The sequence below is a fragment of the Micromonospora sp. NPDC049679 genome (genome assembly GCF_040659735.1).
Taxonomy (GTDB): Bacteria; Actinomycetota; Actinomycetes; order Mycobacteriales; family Micromonosporaceae; genus Micromonospora_I.
This window is the reverse complement of the sequence record NZ_JBFANZ010000027.1, coordinates 1-18,857: the sequence shown is the minus strand read 5'-3', so window position 1 is coordinate 18,857 and position 18,857 is coordinate 1. Positions and strand designations below refer to the sequence as shown.

Below are 18,857 nucleotides of genomic sequence, written 5' to 3'. Positions count from 1 at the left end.
GATTACTTGCCGACCCCGAGCTCGGCGCCGTACAGCTCCATCACGCCGGTCGCGACGATCATCGTTCCCACCGGCGGCCCCTCCGAGAGAACGGCCTCGGTCCCACCGCTCCCGCCCACCGTCGTGACCACGACCTTCTCGCGGACGTAGTTCAGGGGCCGCGGAGCGGTGTAAACCCAGGTGACGCCGCTCGGGTCGTACAGCACCGCGGAGTAGGGGACGACGCTGGTCGCCCCGCCCGGGCTGGCACCTGGCGTCGGCGGTGTGGCCGGAGCCGCCGTCGCTCCTGGCGCGTCGCGGACCGGCGTCATCTCGATGCCGAGTCGATCGAACGCCTGCCGCGTCAATTTCACGGTCTTCACCCCGTTGGCGTCGGCATCACCGATCACGGCAGGTGCGTCGTGACTGACGGGGCGTTCCGGAGCCGGAGAGCATCCTGCCAGGGCCAGACCGAAGGTGATCAGGATTGCGGCCGCCCATCGACCACTGTTTCGCATGTGGTCGCCTCCTTGTCTGTGCATGGCACTCTCCTGCGTTCGATCAGGCTGAAGCGGGGCTCGTACCCGGTTGCTGTCCCGCCGCATCTGGTTGTGGCCGCGGCGCGGGCACTGACCCGGCCGGCGGTTCGGGCGTGGCCGGCGGTTGCGACCCGGCCGGCGGTTCGGGGGCCGCGAAACGCAGGTACAGGGCGGGAAGGACGAACAGATTCAGCAGCGCCGTGGTGACCAGGCCACCCAGGATGATCAGGGCGAGCGGGCTCACGACCTCGAGACCCGAGACGCTGCCGTAGATCACGAGCGGAACCAGGGCCAGCCCCACCGCCAGCATGCCCGCGACGGTCGGGATGAACCGCTGCCGTGAGCCGAGTAGAACCAGCTCGGCGCGGCGGGCCTGACCCTCCTCCTCCAGTCGCTGGTACTGCTTGATCTGCAGCATGCCGCCCCGAACGGCCATGGCCAGCACGGTGAGCAGTCCGAGCAGGGCGACCACTGACACGGTGCTCCGGGCAAAGGCCGCCAGCAGCAGCCCTCCCGCCAGTGCCGGCGGCAGGAACAGGAAGTACAGCGACGCCACCCGCCAGCTGCCGAAGCCGGCCTGCAGCAGGAAGAAGATCAGGATCAGAGCGCCGATGACAAAGGTCCACACGCGGAAATCGGAGCTGGCCTGTGCCTGACCTTCTCCGAGCACCTCCAGGTGGTGCTCGCGGGGGAACGTCACCTGCCGGAGACGGTCCTTGACCTCCGTGGTGACCGCGCCCAGACCACGCCCGCGTACGTTCGCCACGACATCGATACTGCGGGAGACCTGGTCGTGCGTGATGACCTCCGGTTTCGCGGTGACCCTGACGTCGGCGACATCGCCCAGGCGCACCTGGGTCGGGCCGCCGCCCGGGCCGCCGACCGGCGCGTCGATCAGAAGATCCTGGATCGTCGACAGGTTCTGCCGCACCGCGGGGACGCCCCACACGACGACCTCGAACACCTTCTGGTCGTCGAAGAGGTTGCCCGCGACCGTGGCGGACACGAGCGTGGCGGACGCGCGACGCACGTCGCCCGGCTTGAGGCCGTACTTCGCCGCCTTGGCGACGGAGACCTCGATCTCCACGGTGGGCGCGACCTGATGCGTTCGTACGTGGGGTGAGGAGACGCCGTTGATCCCGGAGATGATCCCGAGCACCTCCTGTGCCTTCTGATTGAGGACGGCGTAGTCGTTGCCGTAGACGCGCACCACGAGGTCCTCCGCCACACCCCGCGTCACCACCTCGCCGATCCGTTTGTCCGAGTAGGTCATCACGTCGCTCTGCACCCCGGGATAGCCGTCGACCGCCCGCTGCACCGCGGCCAACGTTGTTCCGTAGTCGGCGGCGGGATCGATGCTGAGCCACACCTCGCCGGAGTTGATGCTGACGACCTGGTCCGACGCCAGGGCCCGCCCGGTGTGGGCGCCGACGTTGCGCACCCCGGGGAGGGCCCGCAGTTCGGCGGTGAGCGCGGATGTGATCCGGTTCATCTCCGGTCGGGACGCACCGGGCGCCGCCTCCCAGCTGATCAGCAGGTCCCGCTCCTGCAGTGTCGGGGCGAGCGGCCGCGCACGGAGGAACGGCAGGGCGGCCAGGCCGGCCACCACGAGGAGGCCGACGACCGCGTAGGACCAGATGGGCCGGCGCAGCAGCCCGGGCAGGAGCGCCGCGTACGCCCGCTCCAGCCCTCGCGCGACCGGCGACTCGCGGTGTTGCAGCGACGAGCGGGACAGCAGAATGGTCGCCAGCACCGGGGCGACTGTCAGCGTGACCACCAGTGAGACCGCCGTGGCCACCAGGAAGCCCTGCGCGACCGGCGTGAGGAACGCGCCGCGCACCCCGTCCAGGATGAAGAGGGGCACCACCGACACCGCGGCGATCACCGCAGCGACGAAGAGCGGGCCGCGCATCTCGAGGACGGCCGCGCCGATGACGTCGGCCACGGGCATGTCGGACTGTTCCTCGCGGCGCTGACGCAGCCGTTGCCTGATGTTGTCGACGCCGACCACGGCGTCGTCGACGAGGATGGCGAGCGCCATCACCAGCCCCGCCAGGGACATCATGTTGAGAACGATGCCGAACCACGACAGGACGAGCAGCGTCGCCGTTACGGACGCCGCGATCGTCACGAGGCTGACCAGCGCGGTCCGCCAGTTGAAGAGGAAGGCGCCGAGCACCAGCAGCACCAGGATGGCGCCGAGGACCAGCGTGGTGGTGAGGTTCTGGACCATCTTCTCGATGAAGGTGGCCGGCCGGTACACCGTCGTGTCGATCGTGACGCCCGGCATGGCGGGCCGCATCTCGTCGAGTGCGGCCTCCACGCCCTGGGTCACGTCCGCGACCTTGGCGCCCGGGAACCTCTCCACCACGAGCATGAGGCTCGGGGTGTCCTTGACGAGGGCGTCCCCGATGAGGAGCTGGTGGTCCTCGACGATCTGAGCGACGTCACCGAGCAACACCCCCCGGTCCTCGGCGCCCTGGACGGTGACCTTGGCGAGATCCTGTGCGGTCTTGATCGGCTGGTTGTGCTGGATCTCGATCCGCTGGTTTGCGGTGTCGATGAAGCCGCCCAGTCCGGGGGTCGATGCCTCCACAAAGGTCAGTGGCGAGGTCCACAACGCGTTCGCCGAGGTGCGCAGGACCTGGTCCAGCGTGACGCCCTTCTGCATCAGCTGAGCGGGATCGACCTGCACCTGCAGTTGCCGGTCGCGGAACCCCCAGATGGCCACGTTCGCCACGCCGGGCACGCTCAGCAGGCGGGGGACGATCGTCCATCGGGACAGCAACGACATGTCGATCAGTGAGCGCTCCTGGGACGAGAGGCCGATCATCATGAGCCGGCCCGTCGACGACAAGGGCTGCACCACCAGCGGCGGCTTCGACGAGGCGGCCGGCAGCATGGCGACCATGGTGAGGCGCTCCTGCACGACCTGCCTCGCCCGGATCGGATCGGTACCCGGCTCGAAGGTCATCTCCATCGACGACAGCCCCGGGATGGTGCGGGACTCAAGCTTGGCCAGCCAGGGGATGCCGTTGAAGAACTCGTTCTCCATCGGGTTGGTGATCAGATTCTCGACCTCTTCAGCGGAGAGCCCGAGCGCCTCGACCTGCACGTCCACCCGTACCGGCCCGAACTCGGGCAGGGCCTCGACCGATGTGTTGCGCAGCTGCACGAAGCCGACGGCCATCAAGGCCACGGCCGCGGCGAGCACCAGACGTTGATACTTCACGCTCGACCCGACGATCCACCGCATCATGGCCGGAGACCTCTCAGTGGGACATCCGTTCCGGTTGGCATCAGCCAAGATCCAAGATGCCGGGCCGCGCTCACAGCCGGCTCACGGCGGGCTCACAGCAGGCGCGGTCGCGGACTCCACCAACGACACCATCGGCTCGGCGGTGGAGGAGCAGGCGGCGACCTCTAAGGAGATGACCCGCAACGTGGCGGCCGCGGCGGTCGGCAGCGGCAGCATCACGAAGGCGATCGCCGAGCTGGCCGACGCGGCCCGGTCGACCAACGCCGGCGTAACGGAGACCGAGCAGGCGGCCGGGCAGTTGGCCGACCTCAGCGGCGAGCTGGAGCACAGGGTCGCCCGGTTCCGGTACTGACGCTCGATAACGGTGTTCTGGGGGACGGCTCGGCGAGCCGTCCCCCCGACCGCTGTCCGCGCCAACCTGCGTCAGCGGCAGTGAAGAACGAGGCTACGGCCGGAAGACGACCTCGGGGTAACGAGCCGAAGGGCCGTTCAGCAGCGGCGACGGCCGGTGCCGGAGGTGGCGGTCGACGAACGCCGCCACATACTGCCTCGTGATCTCCGCGCAGCGCTCGCCGGACAACGGCTGGAGCGGCAGGCCGACCTGGTCGCCGAGGACCGCGTAGTCGGTGAACGAGCTGTGCGTCGTCCCGGTGACCGTGATCCAGAGGCGGGACCCGGTCAGGTGCTCCCAGGTGACGTCCCAGGTCTGGTCGACACCGGGTTCACCGTGGCCCTCGGCGCCGAGCATCAGGAACGGACGCTTCAGATCGGTGGTGATCGGCGGGAAGAACGTGCCGTCCATGTTGACGCCGGCATCGACCCGGGAGTCCCGCAGCATCGTCTCGGCGGCGCTGGCCCCGCCGATCGAGTGTCCGGCCATGGCGATGCGGTCCCGGTCGATGCGGATGCCGGCCCGCGTCACGGCGGCCAGGGGGCCGGCGGGTCGCGGCGCGCCGATGAGATGGCGGCCGGTCACCTCGTCCAGAACGAAGGAGATATCGGCGGCGCGGCCGCGGGTGACGTCGGTCGGCTTCACCCGCTCCTCGTCGAGGAGCGTGCACACCAGGCACTGGATGAGTCGGTCGTCCGGGAACGTGACAGCCGCGGCCTCGTAGGTGTGGTCGACGCCGGCTACGACGTACCCCCTGCTCGCGAGATCCTCGGCGAGTGCGGTCAACGAGGTGCGCGGGAACGAGAACCCGGGCGAGAGCACCACGAGCGGCCAGCCGCCGTGTCGCGGCAGCGCGCGAACGCCGGTCACCCCATGGGTACGGACGGTGCTGAGCGCCTCGACCGGGACTCCCTCCGCGCCGAGGTGTTGCAGGATCAGCCGCGACTCCTCGGGGCTGGCGTATCGATCCGGTGCGCCGTGGCGGTTCGCGGCCGGATACCAGAGAGAAACCATCAGCTCGCGCCGTCGTTCGGGGACCCACGGGTCGGCACGGTCTTCGTCGACCAGGTGCAGGTCGGTGACGCCGACCGGGTACCGGCCGGTCGGGGCAGGGAGCGCGAGCGTGGCCTCCGGCGCCTCCGCCGCCATGACCGCCTGCGCCGCCGCCGGTGCGGTGACCGCCGTCGGTGCGACGAGGGCCGCCGTCGCCACCGCAAGAAGCACGGCCCCCGCCCTACCGATCCCGCTTCGCCCCGCCATCGCTTTCACCTTGGACACTCCTTCCCGTCGATGTCCCGAGCCTGTCGTCGCATGGGCCCTGGCACATCGGGGATGCCACCCATCCTCCGGTTGAGATCACCTACTCAGACCCCGTCGCGCCCAGGTTGTTCAACCCTCACGTGGTCAACCTGCTCGAAGCGGAACTCCCGGATGAAGCAGTCCCGCGGTTGACCGACCGCGAACAGAACACAGTCCGCGACGGATTGCGCCGTGAGCTCGCTGTGCGCTTCGCGCGGACCGTCCTGCACGAAGTCCGGCGGGAAGAGGGAGATCACCCGGATCCCTTCGGCCCGCAGACGATGCGAGACGATCTCGGCGAACCCGGCCTGGGCATGCTTGGCGGCGTAGAACGCCGGGTGCGCGCTTGAACGATGGTGGCCCACCTCGCCGCAGGCGGAGATCATGTTGACGATGTCGGGCCGTGCCGAGGCCCGCAGCAGCGGCAGCGCGTGCTTGGTCAGCAGCACCGTGCCGGTCGCGGCGCTGGCGATGGTCGCCGCGATGTCGTCGTCTTCGACGTTCCAGAGGTCTTCACCATGCAGGTAGCGGGCACCGTTGTTGACGAGGATGTCGAGGTGGTCCGTGCGGTCGGTCAGCGCCGCCGCGAACGCGCGCACCGAGTCAGGACTCGCCAGGTCGCAGACGACCGCTTCGGCCGTTCCCCGCCCGCGCTCTCTGATCAGCTCCGCGGTGCGTCCGGCCGCGGGCTCGTCGCGGGCCGAGACGAACACGTGCGCGCCGCGTTCAGCGAAGGCTATCGCCAGGAGGCGTCCAGAATCCCGTCCGGCGCCGGTCACGGCGACCCGCAGTCCATCGAAGTTCACCGCGAGATGACACCAGTTGAACCTGGGTTGAGGTCAACCGCGGAAACATCGGCCCGTGCATCCGATGCCGTACGGCGCGGCCCCGTCGCCGCGGTGCCGGCCACGAAAGGCCAGGTACGCGCCGTCGACTCCGGCGGCGACCCGCCCCGAACGGGGCAGGCGGCCTGCGACCCGTCGGCAAACGGTCGTCCTTCCGGATGCGCCTCACCGCCGCGGTGGGCCCCCGCCGTAAATGACTCCCCACGTGGTCCGCAATGGGGGACCATGACCGCTGGTATGACAGAGACTTCCACGCGCCGACGCCGGCGCCCCTCCGCGATAACCGAGGCAGCCACGCCGTCGGCTCCATCGGCCACTACCCCCGTCGTCGAACCCACCGACGAGCCACCCGTGTACGTCGCGTGCGGCGTGTACCGGCCGCACGTGCGTGGCTTCGGTTTCGTCGATCTGCCTGCGGAGGCCGCGGCCGACTCGTGTTTCGTTCCACCCCCGATGGCCGAAGGACTGCTCGACGGCGACACCGTCGAGGTCAGCTTCACCCTGGAGGACGACGGCCGGGCAACGGCGACCGTGCTCACTGTGCGGGAGCGGTCCCGCACCACACTGTTTGGTGTCGTCGAACGCCGCGAAACCGGCCTCGTGCTGCGCCTTGATCCGCACCTCGGCAGCGGCCGCTGGGCGGTGAAAGGCCGCCCGCGCGAGGGCCAGGCGGTCCGTGCCACCGTGACCGGCGACCGGCAGGCGACCGTCGAGCAGCGCTGGGCGGATCCGACCAGCGCCGACGCGCTGCTGGAGCGCATCCGGGTCCGGCACCGCATCCCCACCGACTATCCCGATGACGTCGTCGCCGAGGCCACCTCGCGTCCGAGGGTCGCTCGTCGCGCGGGGCGGGCGCAGCCGCCGCGCCGCGATCTGCGCGACCTGATCACGTTCACCATCGACGCGCCCGGCAGCCGGGACCTCGACGACGCGCTCAGCGTCTGGCCGGCCGACCCCGATGGGGGACTCCGTGTCGCCGTACACATCGCGGACGTCGCCGCGCACGTGCGGCCCGGCACCGCGATCGACGCCGAAGCGCGGCGCGCCGCGACCAGCGTCTACCTGCCTGGCTGGTCCCGACCAATGCTGCCCGCCGCCCTCAGCGAGGACCTCCTGTCGCTGCTGCCCGAGGTCGACCGGGACGCCATCACCGTCGAGATGCGCCTGGACCCCGACGGCGCGGTCACCGCCGCCGACGTGTACGCCACCCGCATCCGCTCCGACATGCGCCTGTCGTACGAGACGGCGGCGGAGGTCCTCTGCGGAGGCCAACCGGATGACGTGCCCGACGGGGTGCTCGAAGCGCTGCGCTGGCTGCGCACCGCGGCCGCACGGCTGGGAGTGCAGCGGATGCGGCGCGGCGGCTTCGAGGCGCGCCGGATCGAGCCGGAACTCACGGTGCGCGTCGTCGACGGACGCGCGGAACAGGTCGCCGCGCAGCCGTCCAACCCGGCCAACCTGCTCGTCGAACGGTTCATGGTCGCCGCGAACGAAGCGGTCGCCGCCTGGCTGGTCGCCCGCGGGCTGCCCGGCGTGTTCCGGGTCCACCCGCCGCCCGGCGCGGACGCCGGGCCGGTGCTGGACGCGTTCTGCACCGCGGCCGGCTTCCACCCCGGGTTCGGCACCACGCTGACCCCGCTGGGGCTTGCCGCGCTGGGCGCCCAGCTGGAACTCGCCGCCGACGAGACCGCCGCGGCCGTCTGGGACGTGCTGCTCGGCTACATGGGCCGCTCGCAGTACACCCCGCAGGCCGGTCGGCATTTCGGGCTCGCGTCCGAGGGCTACCTGCACTTCACCAGCCCGATCCGGCGGTACGCCGACCTGACCGTGCACCGCGTCATCCACGCGTTCCTCGCCGGCGAGCGCGACGCGGACGCGTACCCGAGTCCGGACGAGCTTGCGTCGCTGTGCGAGCACGTGAACAGCGCCACGCGCGTGGCGGGTCGTGCCGAGGGGCAGATGCGCAAGGCGCTGTGGCTGGTGACGCTCGCCCAGCTGGCCGCGCAGGACGGGCAGGCGATCGTGACCGGCCGGGTCAGCGGGGTGAAGCCGAAGGGCGTGTTCGTCACGTTGGACGCCTCCCGGGTCAGCGGGTTCCTCTCGGTGCGTCGCCTGCCCGGTCGCGGCTGGGCACCGACCGAGGACGGCCTGGCGCTCGTCAACGGGTCGGGTCAGCGGATCGGGTTTGGGGAAGCGGTCGAGGCGCTCATCGACAAGGCGGACCCGGAGTCAGGCGAGCTGGAGCTACGCCCCGCAACCCAGACTACGACCACGCCGCCCCGCGGCCGCCCGTCCCGGCGCGATTGACCGCTTCGCCGGGATTGGGGGAAGGCGCTGGAGCCGTGTCACCTGACGCCTCCGCGTCGTAGATCGCGGGACGTCATTAGCCCCTCTGTCACGCTCTGGGACGAGGTAGCGAACGGACTCGCTCTGTCTGGCTAGGTTGAGGCGGGTGCGGCAGCGTCCGAGTACCGGGCGCACTACCTCGTGAACAAGTCGAGCCGGTAGCGTCGCGACGTGGCCGATAACGGGGCGAGCGACCTGCGACCGTGGCGGATCTACGGCGAGCGGACCATCTACGACAACCCGTGGGTGAGGCTGACCCGTGTCGACGTCGAGCCGCCCGGTGCCGAGCGGTTCGAGCATCACGTCGTGCGGCTCCACCGCGTCGCGGTCTGCGCGGTGCTGGACGGGCAGGACCGCGTGCTCATGCTCTGGCGCTATCGGTTTCTACCCGACAAGTGGGGTTGGGAGCTGCCCGGGGGCATCGTGGACCAGGGCGAAGACGCGGCGACGGCCGCCGCCCGCGAGGTGGAGGAAGAGACCGGCTGGCGCCCTGCCTCGCTCTCGCACGTCATCACCTACGAGCCGATGATCGGCATGGTCGACTCGCCTCACGAAATCTTCGTCGGGCGGGGCGCGACGTACGTGGGTGACCCCACCGACGTAGAGGAAGCCGGGCGCGTTGAGTGGGTTCCGCTAGCCGATGTGCGAGACCTGATGGCGCACGGGGAGCTGGTCGGGTCCGTCACGCTCGTGGCGCTCTTGCACGTTCTCGCGTTCGGCAAGCCCCGTGCTACAGCCTTCCCGTGAGGCGCTCTATCCTCCGCCGATGTCGCACGGACCCCGTCCGTTCGCAGCGAGCCGCGCTTCCCGTAGCTGGGTGCGCGCGTCGTCCTGTTCGTGGCGGACGAGGTGCGCCTGCGCCAGGTCGCAGCGGACGCCCGCCTGCGCCCGGATGAACGTGTCGTCGATCGCGGCCAGCGCTGCGTAAAGCTCCGCGACGGCTCGTTCGTCGCCGAGCAGCGCGAGGGAGTGGCCGCGCCACCGGCTGAGGTGCGCTCCATTGAGGAACCGCCGCGAAGATCGGCATCACGGTCCTCCGTGCCGTGCGGCAGAGCACTGGTCGCTGCGTCGAGAGCGCGGCGGCAGTCGTCCGGTCGCCCTGCGAGCGCGTAAAGCTCAGCTTCCGCAGCCTTGAGCCACGCGCACAACCTGGGGGAAACGAGCGCTTGGGAAGAGTCGCGAGGGGCGGTCGCGTAAAGAAATATTGCTCGCATCTCCCTGACCTGCGTCGGAACTATAATGAACGGCCGGTTTGGCGCTCCAGAAACGCTGCGATGCGCTGGGCATGACGAGCGTCGGCGAGCGCGTCATGCACGCCCGATTGCTGATCGGGAAGGTCTGGTGATTGGGCTCGGACGATGACCTGCTGTAGATCGTTCGTCCACATCGGTACTTCGGGCGGGAGATCAACCATCCGGCCGAAGAGTTGGCATAGCGCCACGTGGTCGTACGCGCAGTACCACGCCCATAGATCCGGATTGGGCGTGGCGCGGATGAACGCGAGCACCTCGGCGGCGATGGCCGCCCTTGGCTTGACGAGGGGGTCAGTGAAGTTGATCAGCTGACTACCGTCGCCACGGACGCGGGGCAGGTGCGGCACGACGTTGGTCAGCAGCCAGTCGTGCTCCCGGATGCGGTCCCATGGCGCGTCACGGTTAACCGCGTACAGCTCGCGGCCGTCGTCGGCGACCATCCCGATGGAGATCAGCTCGATCGTGCGGCCGTCTTCCAGGAACTCTGTGTCGTAGAAAATCCTCATCCGTTGCCTCCTGCGGGCGCCTTCGCCACACATCGTGCCGACTGCAAGCGGCAGCGCCCGTATGGTGGCTACGTGGCGCGCACGATCGTCGATCCCCGGTTCGGTGACACCCTGCGTCGGCTGCGAAATGATCGTGCACTGTCCCTGCGCGAGCTGGCACGTCAGGCTATCTATGGCAAGAGCTATCTGCATGACCTGGAGACGGGCCTCAAGCAGCCAACGGCGGAGACCGCCAAGCGCCTGGACGAAGCACTCCAGGCAACCGGCGAACTCGCGCGGCTCGTTCACGAGTCTGATGCGGCGGACGGTGCCGACCGTGAACGACTGAGCTACGTGCTGCGCAAACCCGCCCACCTCGACGCTGCCTCGGTGGACTCGTTGGCGACGGTTCTGGCGCATCAACGCCGTCTGGAGGACGTCGCTGGTTCCGCGTCGTTGGTCGGGCCCGTCCTGGCGCAGCTGAAGCTCGTAGACCACCTCGTGGTCCGCGCGGCAGGGGAGCGCGGATGGCGCGAACTGGTGGATGTAGCCAGCCAGTGGGCGTATTTCGCGGGATGGCTGTGCGCAACGACCGGCAATCACACCGGCGGTCGGCGGTGGTATTGGCGCGCGGGGGAGTGGGCAACCGAAGCGGGCAACGCCAATATGTTCGCCACGTCGCTCCAGATCCGCGGACACCTCGCGTGGGTCCGCGGACGCTCCAAGGAACTCATTGAGTTGTCCCGGGGCGCGGCGGCGAAAGCCGCAACTCCGGGTGTGCAATCGCTGGCCGTTCAGCAGGAGGCGCGTGGGCTCGCCCTGATCGGCGACGCTGCCGGCTGCGACGCGCGGCTCGCGGAATCCGAAGCACTCGCGGTGCTCGCCAATGAGCGGCGCGATGACGAGCCGCCGTGGATGTACTTCTTCGACTCCGACTTCTTTGCTCTCCAACGCGGCCTCGCACAGCACTACCTCGGTCGCCATGACCGCGCCGCCGAGCTGCTGACGGCTGGGCTCGAAGGGCTCCCTCCGGACCTCCGACGCTCCGACTGGATCGGCTGGTACGTGCTGCAACTCGCCGCCGCGCACGCCGCCGCTGGGGATGTCGCGTCCGCCGTGGACGCCGTCGACGAGGCGCGCACCATCGCTCAGACCACCGGCGCGTTGCGCTTAGCCGGCGAGGTCGACGCGCTCGTCACCCAGTTCCGCCTGTAGCTCACCGCCCGCCCTCACGCGTTGTCCGCCGTCGATCGAGCGGACATGCGCGACCTTTCCATTGACCATCCCGCCCGGAAGGCTGATCAGAGGGCGTGGTCGTACGAACAACCTTCGTGCCAGCGCTCGTAGCGCGTCGCTTCATCGCGTATCCAACGCTGCTGGCAGGGCTGCCCCAGCACCTGGCGCCCCCTTGCGACCGCGACTCCGCTCCTGATCTGGGCACGGCGACTTTCCCCCGTGGTCGCCGTGCCCTCCCGACACCTTTCCGCCGAGGAGCGCCATGGGGATCACGATCGGCACGATCGCCGGCCTGTTCGTTGGTTTTCTGGTCGGGCTGTTGACGTTCAAGCAGAAGCAGCAGTGGTGCCACGTCTGCGGCGCGACGCTGCGTTGTCCGGCCTGCGCCGCCGCCTCCACTCAGGCCAACACCGCCCGCAACCGCGGTCCGGCTCAACGGCCGGTCACGGGGGAGCAGGGGAAGGCCTCGCGTGCGGGCCGGTGGTGGCGGTGACCGAGCTGCACGTACCCGATCGGCCGTCTTGGTCGTGCGCCGGATGCGGCGCCCCGCAGTGGCCGTGCGAGCACGCCAAGGCCGAGTTGACCGCGACGTACGACCCCGTCGGGCTGGCCATGTACGGCGCGGAACGCCTCGCCGAAGCCGCCCGTGACCTGCCGACCGCCACCCCCGAAGAGCTCTTCACCCGCTTCGTCGCCTGGACCAGGAACCCATGACCCTCTACGGACGCATGCCGGAGATCCCCACACCAAGGCCCGGCACCCGACTCGAAATCGCGGCTGGCGACTGGCAGTTCGGGCGCGGCCAGGACCCCGGTCAGCCGTTCACGTTGGTAGTGAGCGAGACGCGCACGGCGCTGGCGCAGCACTACGGCAACGAGTGGGTGTGGATCACGGGCCACGCCGAGGACTGCGCCGATGATCACCGGCCCTGCCGCGAGGCGCTGGTCCGCACCGCCAAACTGCGCCAAACACAGGAGGCCGTGAGTGCGGCTCACTGACCGCTTCTACTTCGCCGCCCACGACGACACGACCGGCCGGCCTCGCCTCCATCCCCGCGCCGTCCGGTACGGTCTCGCTGCCGCGCTCCTCGCCGAGCTGCTTTACGACGGCGGCATCACGATCGAGCGGGGACACATCAAACTCATCGAGCCGACAACGAACGATGCGCTCTCCACCATCGTGCTGCACCAGCTGCGCATCGAGCCGCTGCACACCGCCGTACCCGTCTGGCTGGGGTTTCTGGCCCACGACTCGCCCGAGCAGGTCGCCCGGCGGCTCTACCGGGAGGGGGCGGTGCGGCGCGAGCCGTACCGGCGGGTCATCCGTTCCGGCTCCCGCTACGTACCCCTCGATATGAACCTCGCGGCCTGGTCCTGGCTCGATCTGGTGATGAAGCTCGACCGCGGCGCGCCGCTCGAACCGCCCGACGTGGCTCTGGCCGGGCTGGTCACCGCGACCGGCCTCGACGGCTACGTCCTGGCCGGGGTCCCGGCGGCGGCCCGCGACCGGTTGCGTCAGCTCATCGACAGTGCCACGCCGCCGCTGCGTGACCTGTTCGCGCACACCGCGTCCGCTATCGCCGCCGGCGTTCTCGCCTATCGTTCCTGACCGGGAGGCCAGCCACCGTGACCACTATCTGCGACGCACCGTGCGTGGCGCTGACCGACCGGCAGCGCCAGGTGCTCCGTCTTGTCTGCGACGGCGCCACCGACCGGCAGATCTCCGCCCACATTGATGCCAGCATCCGCACCGTGCAGCGCGAGATCGCCGGCATCCGGGCCGCGCTCGGCGCGCCGTCGCGAGCGGCGATGATCGCCTCCGCGGTACGGGCCGCCGCCGGCGAGCCGCCACGGCCGACGTAGCGGATGCCCGTACCCCCGTCCAGCGTCGTCTCCGACGCGCTGCGCCGCCGCCGGCTCGGCGTGCCCGCGGTGGCGTCCGTCGTGCTCGCCGCCGCCGCGCCGCTCACGGTGGCCGTACCGATATCGGCTAATCGGCCATTGGGGGGTGATGCCCGGCGGCGTGAGAGTGACGGCAGTGCGCGAGGTCCCTCTGGGCACCGCGATATCTGCTAGCCAGGACCGAGGAGGAAAACGGATGGTTATCCAGCAGGAGCCCCCCGTACAGACCAAGGGCAGTGATAACGGTTCGCTCAACCGGCAAGCGAGCGTCCAAGAGCTGCTCGACCTGATCGTCGAGCACGCGTCTCGTCCGTTGGAGGAAGCACAGCTCCTGCCCTCCGCGTACTACACGAGCCACGCGCTCTACGACCTCGAGGTCGAGCGTATCTTCAAGCGCGACTGGCTCTATCTCTGCCGGACGGACGAGATCGCCGAGCCCGGCGACTGGTTCGCGGCCGAGGTCGCTGGCGAGCCGATCGTCCTCGTGCGTGGCAAGGACATGCAGATCCGTGCCTTTTCGCGGGTCTGCCCGCACCGGTTCATGGACCTTCTGTACGAGGACCGGCAACAGGGTCGCGAGCAGGGCCATGCGGAGTCGTTCGTCTGCCCGTACCACTCGTGGGCGTTCAACACGGAGGGCACGTTGACCGGTGCCCCCCTGATGCAGGGGAGCACGCTGTTCGAGCGCGAGCGTGCGTGCGGTTCCTACAACCTGGCGTCCTACGTCACCGAGGTCTGGCACGGTTTCGTGTTCGTCAACCTCGATCCCAACGCGGAGCCGCTCGCGCCGCGGTTCGCGGAGATGGAGGAGATTCTCGCCCCCTACCGGCTCGAGGAGTGGAAGCTCATCGACCGGCTCGACTGGCCCGAAGTCCCGACGACCTGGAAGCTCGCCATGGACAACGGCCGAGAGGCCTACCACCACCAGGGAGCGCACAAGGAGTCCATCGAGCCCCTGTGGCCGGCGAATCTGGTCGACGCCGAAACCACCGATTCGGAGTACTTCTACTACCAGCGGATGTTCGTCAGCGCCGAGGGCGCGGTCGGTGAGGAGGACGGGCACTATCTCCAGCCCGTGGTGCTTCCGCCGCTGGACGGGCTCACCGCCTACCAGCGCTCGCACTCCCTGTTGGTCGGCATCTACCCGACCATGTGGTTCTCGCCGGGTCCTGACGTCCTGCTGGTCGCCAAGTGGTGGCCGACCGGCCCTGACTCCCACAAGTTCGACCTCGCGGTCTGCGTCCACGAGTCCAAGCTCGACCACCCGGACCTGGAGAAGATCCGGGCGGAGACGAAGCAGTGGCTGCATCAGATCCAGGTCGAGGATTCGGCGATGGTGAAGGGCATTCAGGGAATGCTCAGGGCGGACGGGGCCAAGCGCGGTGGCGCCCTGTCCCCGCTCGAGCGGCCTATCTGGACGTTCCAGAAGTACATGGCCAAGCGACTCGCCGGGTTGGATGTGTAGGCGCATCCGCGGACGTACGCGCACGACGCGGCCCGGGTGCTCGTCCCCGGGCCGCGGCCGTCGCCGTCGACTCCAGACCGCGTTTCCCTGCGACGTCCGGTGCGCAGCCGGTCTTGACCCATATTTTCGCGGAAGCCGGGCGGCGCCCGAATTCTGTCGCTTTCCTGGGAGAACGACATGCCCTTACTGAAACATCATCGTGAACAGGTAGCGGCTTTCCAGGCGCATCGGCGTGGACGCCCCTCCCTCCACGCGCTCGTGGTCGAGGAGATCGCTCCTCTTACCGATGACGCGGTGATGGTGACCTTCGCCGTGCCGGGTCATCTATGTGAGGCTTACCGCTTCAAGCACGGGCAGCATGTGGCCATCGTGCACGACGACGGTGCCGGGGAGATCCGCCGATCGTATTCGATCTGTGCGCCGGCCGGCAGCGATACGTTGCGTATCGGCATCCGACGGGTGCCCGGCGGAGTCTTCTCCGGCTACGCGACCGAGCAGCTTCGTGTCGGTGACACGCTGCGGGTGATGACCCCGACGGGCCGTTTCACCACGGAACTCGATGCCACGGCGGCCCGGCACTATGTGGCCGTCGCGGGCGGGAGCGGCATCACCCCCATCCTCTCCATGATCGCCACTATCCTCCGTGCGGAGCCGCGCAGCCGGTTCACGCTGCTGTACGTGAATCGGACCCCGAGCTCGACCATGTTCCTGGACGAGTTGGAGCGGCTGCGGGCGCAGCACGATGGACGGTTGTCGGTCCAGCACTACTGGGACGCGGAGGTGCAGCCCGACGGGAAGCCTCCACGGCGGCTCGACGTTGACAGCGTGACGAGTCTGCTGGCCGCAGATGCGCGGAACGGCCCGGTCGATCAGTGGATCATGTGCGGTCCTGCCGGGCTCATGAACGCCATCACCGCCACCCTGCTGGAGCACGGCGTCACCGAGGAGGCGATCCTTCGGGAGTTCTTCACCGCTGATGCAACCGAGGACGTAGCTTCCGGGAGTGACCGACCGCTCGTGCAGAGCGAGGTGACCATCCGTATCGATGGCGAGGAGTTCAGCTTCGCGCTCTCCTCGCAGGGCGACACGATTCTCGCCGCCGCGCTCCCGGTGCGGCCGCAAATCCCGTACTCCTGCTCCGATGGTGTGTGCGCGACGTGCCGGGTGAAGGTCGTCAAGGGGGAGGTGGAGATGGATCGATGCTCCGCCCTCAACAAGGCCGAGCTCGAGGAGGGGTACGTCCTGGCCTGTCAGGCGCACCCGGTCACTGAACGGGTCGTCCTCGATTTCGACATGTAGGCCGTCAGCAGCGCAGCTTTCGCGGGCCTGGCAAGCTTTTGACGCTCGACTGGATGGGGCATGGCGAGGCGTCGCTGCGCCGCTTGGTGGATCGGTTCGCCGACCGGTCGCCGTTTGGGGACCTGGTGCGAGGCGTGGTCAGATGGGGCCGCAAGCTGCCCATCGGGCCGGGACATGGAATGAGTGACCGATCATGACTATCACCGCGCGTGAGCCGATCCTCGATCCCCACAGCGATGGCCCCGCCGCGCTGCGCGAGGTCGAGCAGCGGGTTCTGTGGCTCTCGACGGCGATCATCGACTACGCCAACCGGGTGCGCCCCAATCCCACCGGGCTGAAGGTCGGCGGGCACCAGGCGTCCAGCGCGTCCATGGTGACGATCATGACCGCGCTGTGGTTCAGCCATCTGCGCGCCGAGGACCGGGTATCGGTCAAGCCGCACGCCTCGCCGGTGCTGCACGCGATCAACTACCTGCTCGGTGAGCTCGACGAGCGCTACCTGACGACGCTGCGCGCCTTCGGCGGGCTGCAGAGCTACCCCAGCCGTTCCAAGGACCCGGACCCCGTCGACTACTCCACCGGCTCGGTCGGGATCGGGGCCACTGCGCCGATCTGGGGTGCGTTGGCGCGGCGGTACGTGGAGGCCACGGTCGGCGGGGCGGGCACCGGCCGGCAGTACTCGCTGGTCGGCGACGCCGAGCTCGACGAGGGCGCGTGCTGGGAGGCGATCCTCGACCCGATGGTCGGTGAGCTCGGCGAGGTCGTCTGGATCGTCGACCTGAACCGGCAGTCGCTGGACCGGATCGTGCCCAACATCGGCGGCACGCGCCTGCCCGGGATGTTCGAGGCCGCGGGCTGGCAGGTGCTGACCGTCAAGTACGGACGGCTGCTGCACGAGCTGTTCGACCGGCCCGGCGGCGCCGCGCTGCGGGTGCGTCTCGACGAGATGTCCAACCCGGAGTATCAGCGGCTGCTCCGCTGCACCCCGGCCGAGCTGCGCGAACGCCTGCCGGCCGGAGACCCCGACGTCGCGCGCCTGGTTGCCGGCCTCGACGACGCGACTCTCCTTGCCGCCATCCGGAACCTCGGCGGGCACGACCTCGCCGTGCTCGGCGACGCGCTGGCCGCCATCGACGACACCCGGCCCACGGTGATCTTCGCCTACACGGTGAAGGGGTACGGCCTGGCGAGCGAGGGACATCCGCAGAACCACTCGTCGCTGCTCAACGCCGCCCAGTTCGGTGAGCTCGCCGAGCGGGTCGGCGCCGACGTCGACGCGCCGTGGGCGAAATTCCCGGCGGGCGGCGACGCCGCGGCGCTGTGCGACGCGGCCGCCGTACGGCTGCGCCGCGAGCCCGTGACCGCGACGCCGGTGCCCACGCTGCCCACCGACATCGGGCGCACCCCGAGCGGGACGGCGACGACCCAGGCGGCGCTCGGTCGCGCCCTGCTCGACCTCACCCGCGAGGCGCCCGACGCCGCACGCCGCGTCGTCACGCTGTCGCCGGACGTCAGCTCCAGCACCAATCTCGGCGGCTGGGTCAACAAGGTGGGCGTGTGGTCGACGGCTGAACGCGTCGACTGGTTCGCCGACGACCCCGAGACGATCCTGCACTGGCGTGAGCGGCCCACCGGCCAGCACCTGGAGTTGGGCATCGCCGAGGTGAACCTGGTGGGCCTGCTGGGGGAGTTGGGAGCGACGTGGAGCCGGTGGGGACAGCCGCTGCTGCCGATCGGGGTGATGTACGACCCGTTCGTCGAGCGGGCGCTGGAGCCGTGGTCATTCGGAATGTACGCCGGTGGGCAGTCCATCCTGGTCGGCACGCCCTCCGGGGTTTCGCTGGCATCCGAGGGCGGGGCGCACCAGTCGATCACCACGCCGTCCGTGGGACTGGAGCAGCCGGGGTGCATCAGCTACGAACCGGCGTTCGCGGTCGATGTCGAGTGGACGCTGCTCGCTTCGCTCGCCCGGCTCGGTCGTCCGGACGGCTCGTCGGCGTACCTGCGCCTGTCGACCCGGCCGGTGGACCAGACACTGGCCGCGGTGCCCACCGATCCGGCCGCGCGTGAACGGCGCCGTCGGCAGGTGGTCGCTGGCGCATACCCGCTGCGCCGGGTCGACGCGCCGGTCGTGACGATCGCGGCGATGGGTGCGGTGGTGCCGGAGGCCCTGGCCGCCGCCGAGCGCCTCGGGGCGTCGGGTCTGCCCGCTGATGTGGTCTGCGTGACCAGCCCGGGCCTGGTGTTCGAGGCGCTTCAGGCCCGGCACGGCCGGGGCGAGGGCGACAGCTGGATCCTCGATGCCGCGTTCCCTGCCCGCCGGGCGACCCCGCTGGTGACCGTGCTCGACGGGCACCCGCACACGCTGGCGTTCCTGGCCGGGATCAACCAGGTGCGAGCCGCGCACCTCGGGGTGTCGCGCTACGGGCAGTCGGGTGAGCTCGAGGAGGTCTACCGCTACCACGCGCCGAGATGCGTTCCAGCCCGTCGACCGGCCGGTTCGCAGGGACGCGCGAGAGTGACTCCTCCATCTGCCGTACGAACTGCCGGGCCTGATCGA

The 18,857-nt window shown here is 69.7% G+C and carries 17 protein-coding genes; 12 read left to right on the top strand and 5 right to left on the bottom strand.

Translation table 11 applies throughout. From position 1 onward, the window contains the following. Positions 1-2: 2 nt before the first annotated feature. Positions 3-389 (bottom strand): hypothetical protein, encoded by a 387-nt coding sequence (locus tag AB0J06_RS18300; protein ID WP_357429952.1) that lies wholly within the window; start codon positions 387-389, stop codon positions 3-5. A gap of 151 nt (positions 390-540) precedes the next feature. After that, on the bottom strand, positions 541-3,750 hold the full coding sequence (locus AB0J06_RS18295) for an efflux RND transporter permease subunit (protein ID WP_357429950.1): 3,210 nt from the start codon (positions 3,748-3,750) through the stop codon (positions 541-543). Positions 3,751-3,811: 61 nt separating this feature from the next. Between AB0J06_RS18295 and AB0J06_RS18290 the strand changes: the two genes are divergently transcribed. Further along, the gene (locus tag AB0J06_RS18290; protein WP_357429948.1) at positions 3,812-4,129 is read left to right on the top strand and encodes a hypothetical protein; all 318 of its coding nucleotides are present in this window, start codon (positions 3,812-3,814) and stop codon (positions 4,127-4,129) included. A 93-nt stretch (positions 4,130-4,222) separates the two neighbouring features. Here the strand turns inward: AB0J06_RS18290 and AB0J06_RS18285 are convergent, their stop codons facing one another. Further along, positions 4,223-5,428 (bottom strand): hydrolase, encoded by a 1,206-nt coding sequence (locus AB0J06_RS18285; protein WP_357429946.1) that lies wholly within the window; start codon positions 5,426-5,428, stop codon positions 4,223-4,225. A 104-nt stretch (positions 5,429-5,532) separates the two neighbouring features. Further along, a complete protein-coding gene (locus tag AB0J06_RS18280; protein WP_357429944.1) occupies positions 5,533-6,273 on the bottom strand; it encodes an SDR family oxidoreductase in 741 nt (246 codons plus the stop codon). A gap of 423 nt (positions 6,274-6,696) precedes the next feature. Here AB0J06_RS18280 and AB0J06_RS18275 point away from each other — a divergent pair, with 423 nt between their 5' ends. Continuing rightward, a complete protein-coding gene (locus AB0J06_RS18275; protein ID WP_357429942.1) occupies positions 6,697-8,619 on the top strand; it encodes an RNB domain-containing ribonuclease in 1,923 nt (640 codons plus the stop codon). A 210-nt stretch (positions 8,620-8,829) separates the two neighbouring features. Continuing rightward, positions 8,830-9,405, top strand: a complete 576-nt coding sequence (locus AB0J06_RS18270) for an NUDIX hydrolase (protein WP_357429940.1) — start codon at positions 8,830-8,832, stop codon at positions 9,403-9,405. A gap of 487 nt (positions 9,406-9,892) precedes the next feature. Here AB0J06_RS18270 and AB0J06_RS18265 read toward each other — a convergent pair whose 3' ends face one another. Next, positions 9,893-10,417, bottom strand: a complete 525-nt coding sequence (locus AB0J06_RS18265; RefSeq protein WP_357429938.1) for a hypothetical protein — start codon at positions 10,415-10,417, stop codon at positions 9,893-9,895. Positions 10,418-10,489: 72 nt separating this feature from the next. Between AB0J06_RS18265 and AB0J06_RS18260 the strand changes: the two genes are divergently transcribed. The 9 genes from AB0J06_RS18260 to AB0J06_RS18220 all read left to right on the top strand — a co-directional run. After that, entirely contained in the window at positions 10,490-11,611 is a 1,122-nt protein-coding gene (locus tag AB0J06_RS18260; RefSeq protein WP_357429936.1) for a helix-turn-helix transcriptional regulator, read from the top strand. Positions 11,612-11,894: 283 nt separating this feature from the next. Continuing rightward, a complete protein-coding gene (locus AB0J06_RS18255; RefSeq protein ID WP_357429934.1) occupies positions 11,895-12,125 on the top strand; it encodes a hypothetical protein in 231 nt (76 codons plus the stop codon). Continuing rightward, entirely contained in the window at positions 12,122-12,346 is a 225-nt protein-coding gene (locus AB0J06_RS18250) for a hypothetical protein (RefSeq protein ID WP_357429932.1), read from the top strand. The genes AB0J06_RS18255 and AB0J06_RS18250 overlap by 4 nt, the downstream gene beginning before the upstream one ends. Beyond that, the gene (locus tag AB0J06_RS18245; RefSeq protein WP_357429931.1) at positions 12,343-12,630 is read left to right on the top strand and encodes a hypothetical protein; all 288 of its coding nucleotides are present in this window, start codon (positions 12,343-12,345) and stop codon (positions 12,628-12,630) included. Before AB0J06_RS18250 ends, AB0J06_RS18245 begins: the two co-directional genes overlap by 4 nt. Next, complete coding sequence (locus AB0J06_RS18240) at positions 12,617-13,240, top strand: GPP34 family phosphoprotein (protein WP_357429929.1); 624 nt, start codon at positions 12,617-12,619, stop codon at positions 13,238-13,240. The genes AB0J06_RS18245 and AB0J06_RS18240 overlap by 14 nt, the downstream gene beginning before the upstream one ends. A gap of 17 nt (positions 13,241-13,257) precedes the next feature. Continuing rightward, positions 13,258-13,494: a helix-turn-helix transcriptional regulator gene (locus tag AB0J06_RS18235; protein WP_357429927.1), complete on the top strand. Its 237-nt coding sequence runs from the start codon at positions 13,258-13,260 to the stop codon at positions 13,492-13,494. Positions 13,495-13,729: 235 nt separating this feature from the next. Further along, positions 13,730-14,998: an aromatic ring-hydroxylating dioxygenase subunit alpha gene (locus tag AB0J06_RS18230; protein ID WP_357429925.1), complete on the top strand. Its 1,269-nt coding sequence runs from the start codon at positions 13,730-13,732 to the stop codon at positions 14,996-14,998. A 177-nt stretch (positions 14,999-15,175) separates the two neighbouring features. After that, positions 15,176-16,297: a 2Fe-2S iron-sulfur cluster-binding protein gene (locus AB0J06_RS18225; RefSeq protein WP_357429923.1), complete on the top strand. Its 1,122-nt coding sequence runs from the start codon at positions 15,176-15,178 to the stop codon at positions 16,295-16,297. A gap of 193 nt (positions 16,298-16,490) precedes the next feature. Beyond that, on the top strand, positions 16,491-18,857 hold a 2,367-nt coding region (locus AB0J06_RS18220; protein WP_357429921.1), incomplete at its 3' end, for a pyruvate dehydrogenase.

Coding starts and splice junctions, on each gene's coding strand:
- AB0J06_RS18285 (WP_357429946.1), bottom strand. CDS start 5,428: ATGGCGGGGCGAAGCGGGATCGGTAGGGCGGGGGCCGTGCTTCTTGCG.
- AB0J06_RS18265 (WP_357429938.1), bottom strand. CDS start 10,417: ATGAGGATTTTCTACGACACAGAGTTCCTGGAAGACGGCCGCACGATC.
- AB0J06_RS18255 (WP_357429934.1), top strand. CDS start 11,895: ATGGGGATCACGATCGGCACGATCGCCGGCCTGTTCGTTGGTTTTCTG.
- AB0J06_RS18245 (WP_357429931.1), top strand. CDS start 12,343: ATGACCCTCTACGGACGCATGCCGGAGATCCCCACACCAAGGCCCGGC.
- AB0J06_RS18230 (WP_357429925.1), top strand. CDS start 13,730: ATGGTTATCCAGCAGGAGCCCCCCGTACAGACCAAGGGCAGTGATAAC.
- AB0J06_RS18225 (WP_357429923.1), top strand. CDS start 15,176: ATGCCCTTACTGAAACATCATCGTGAACAGGTAGCGGCTTTCCAGGCG.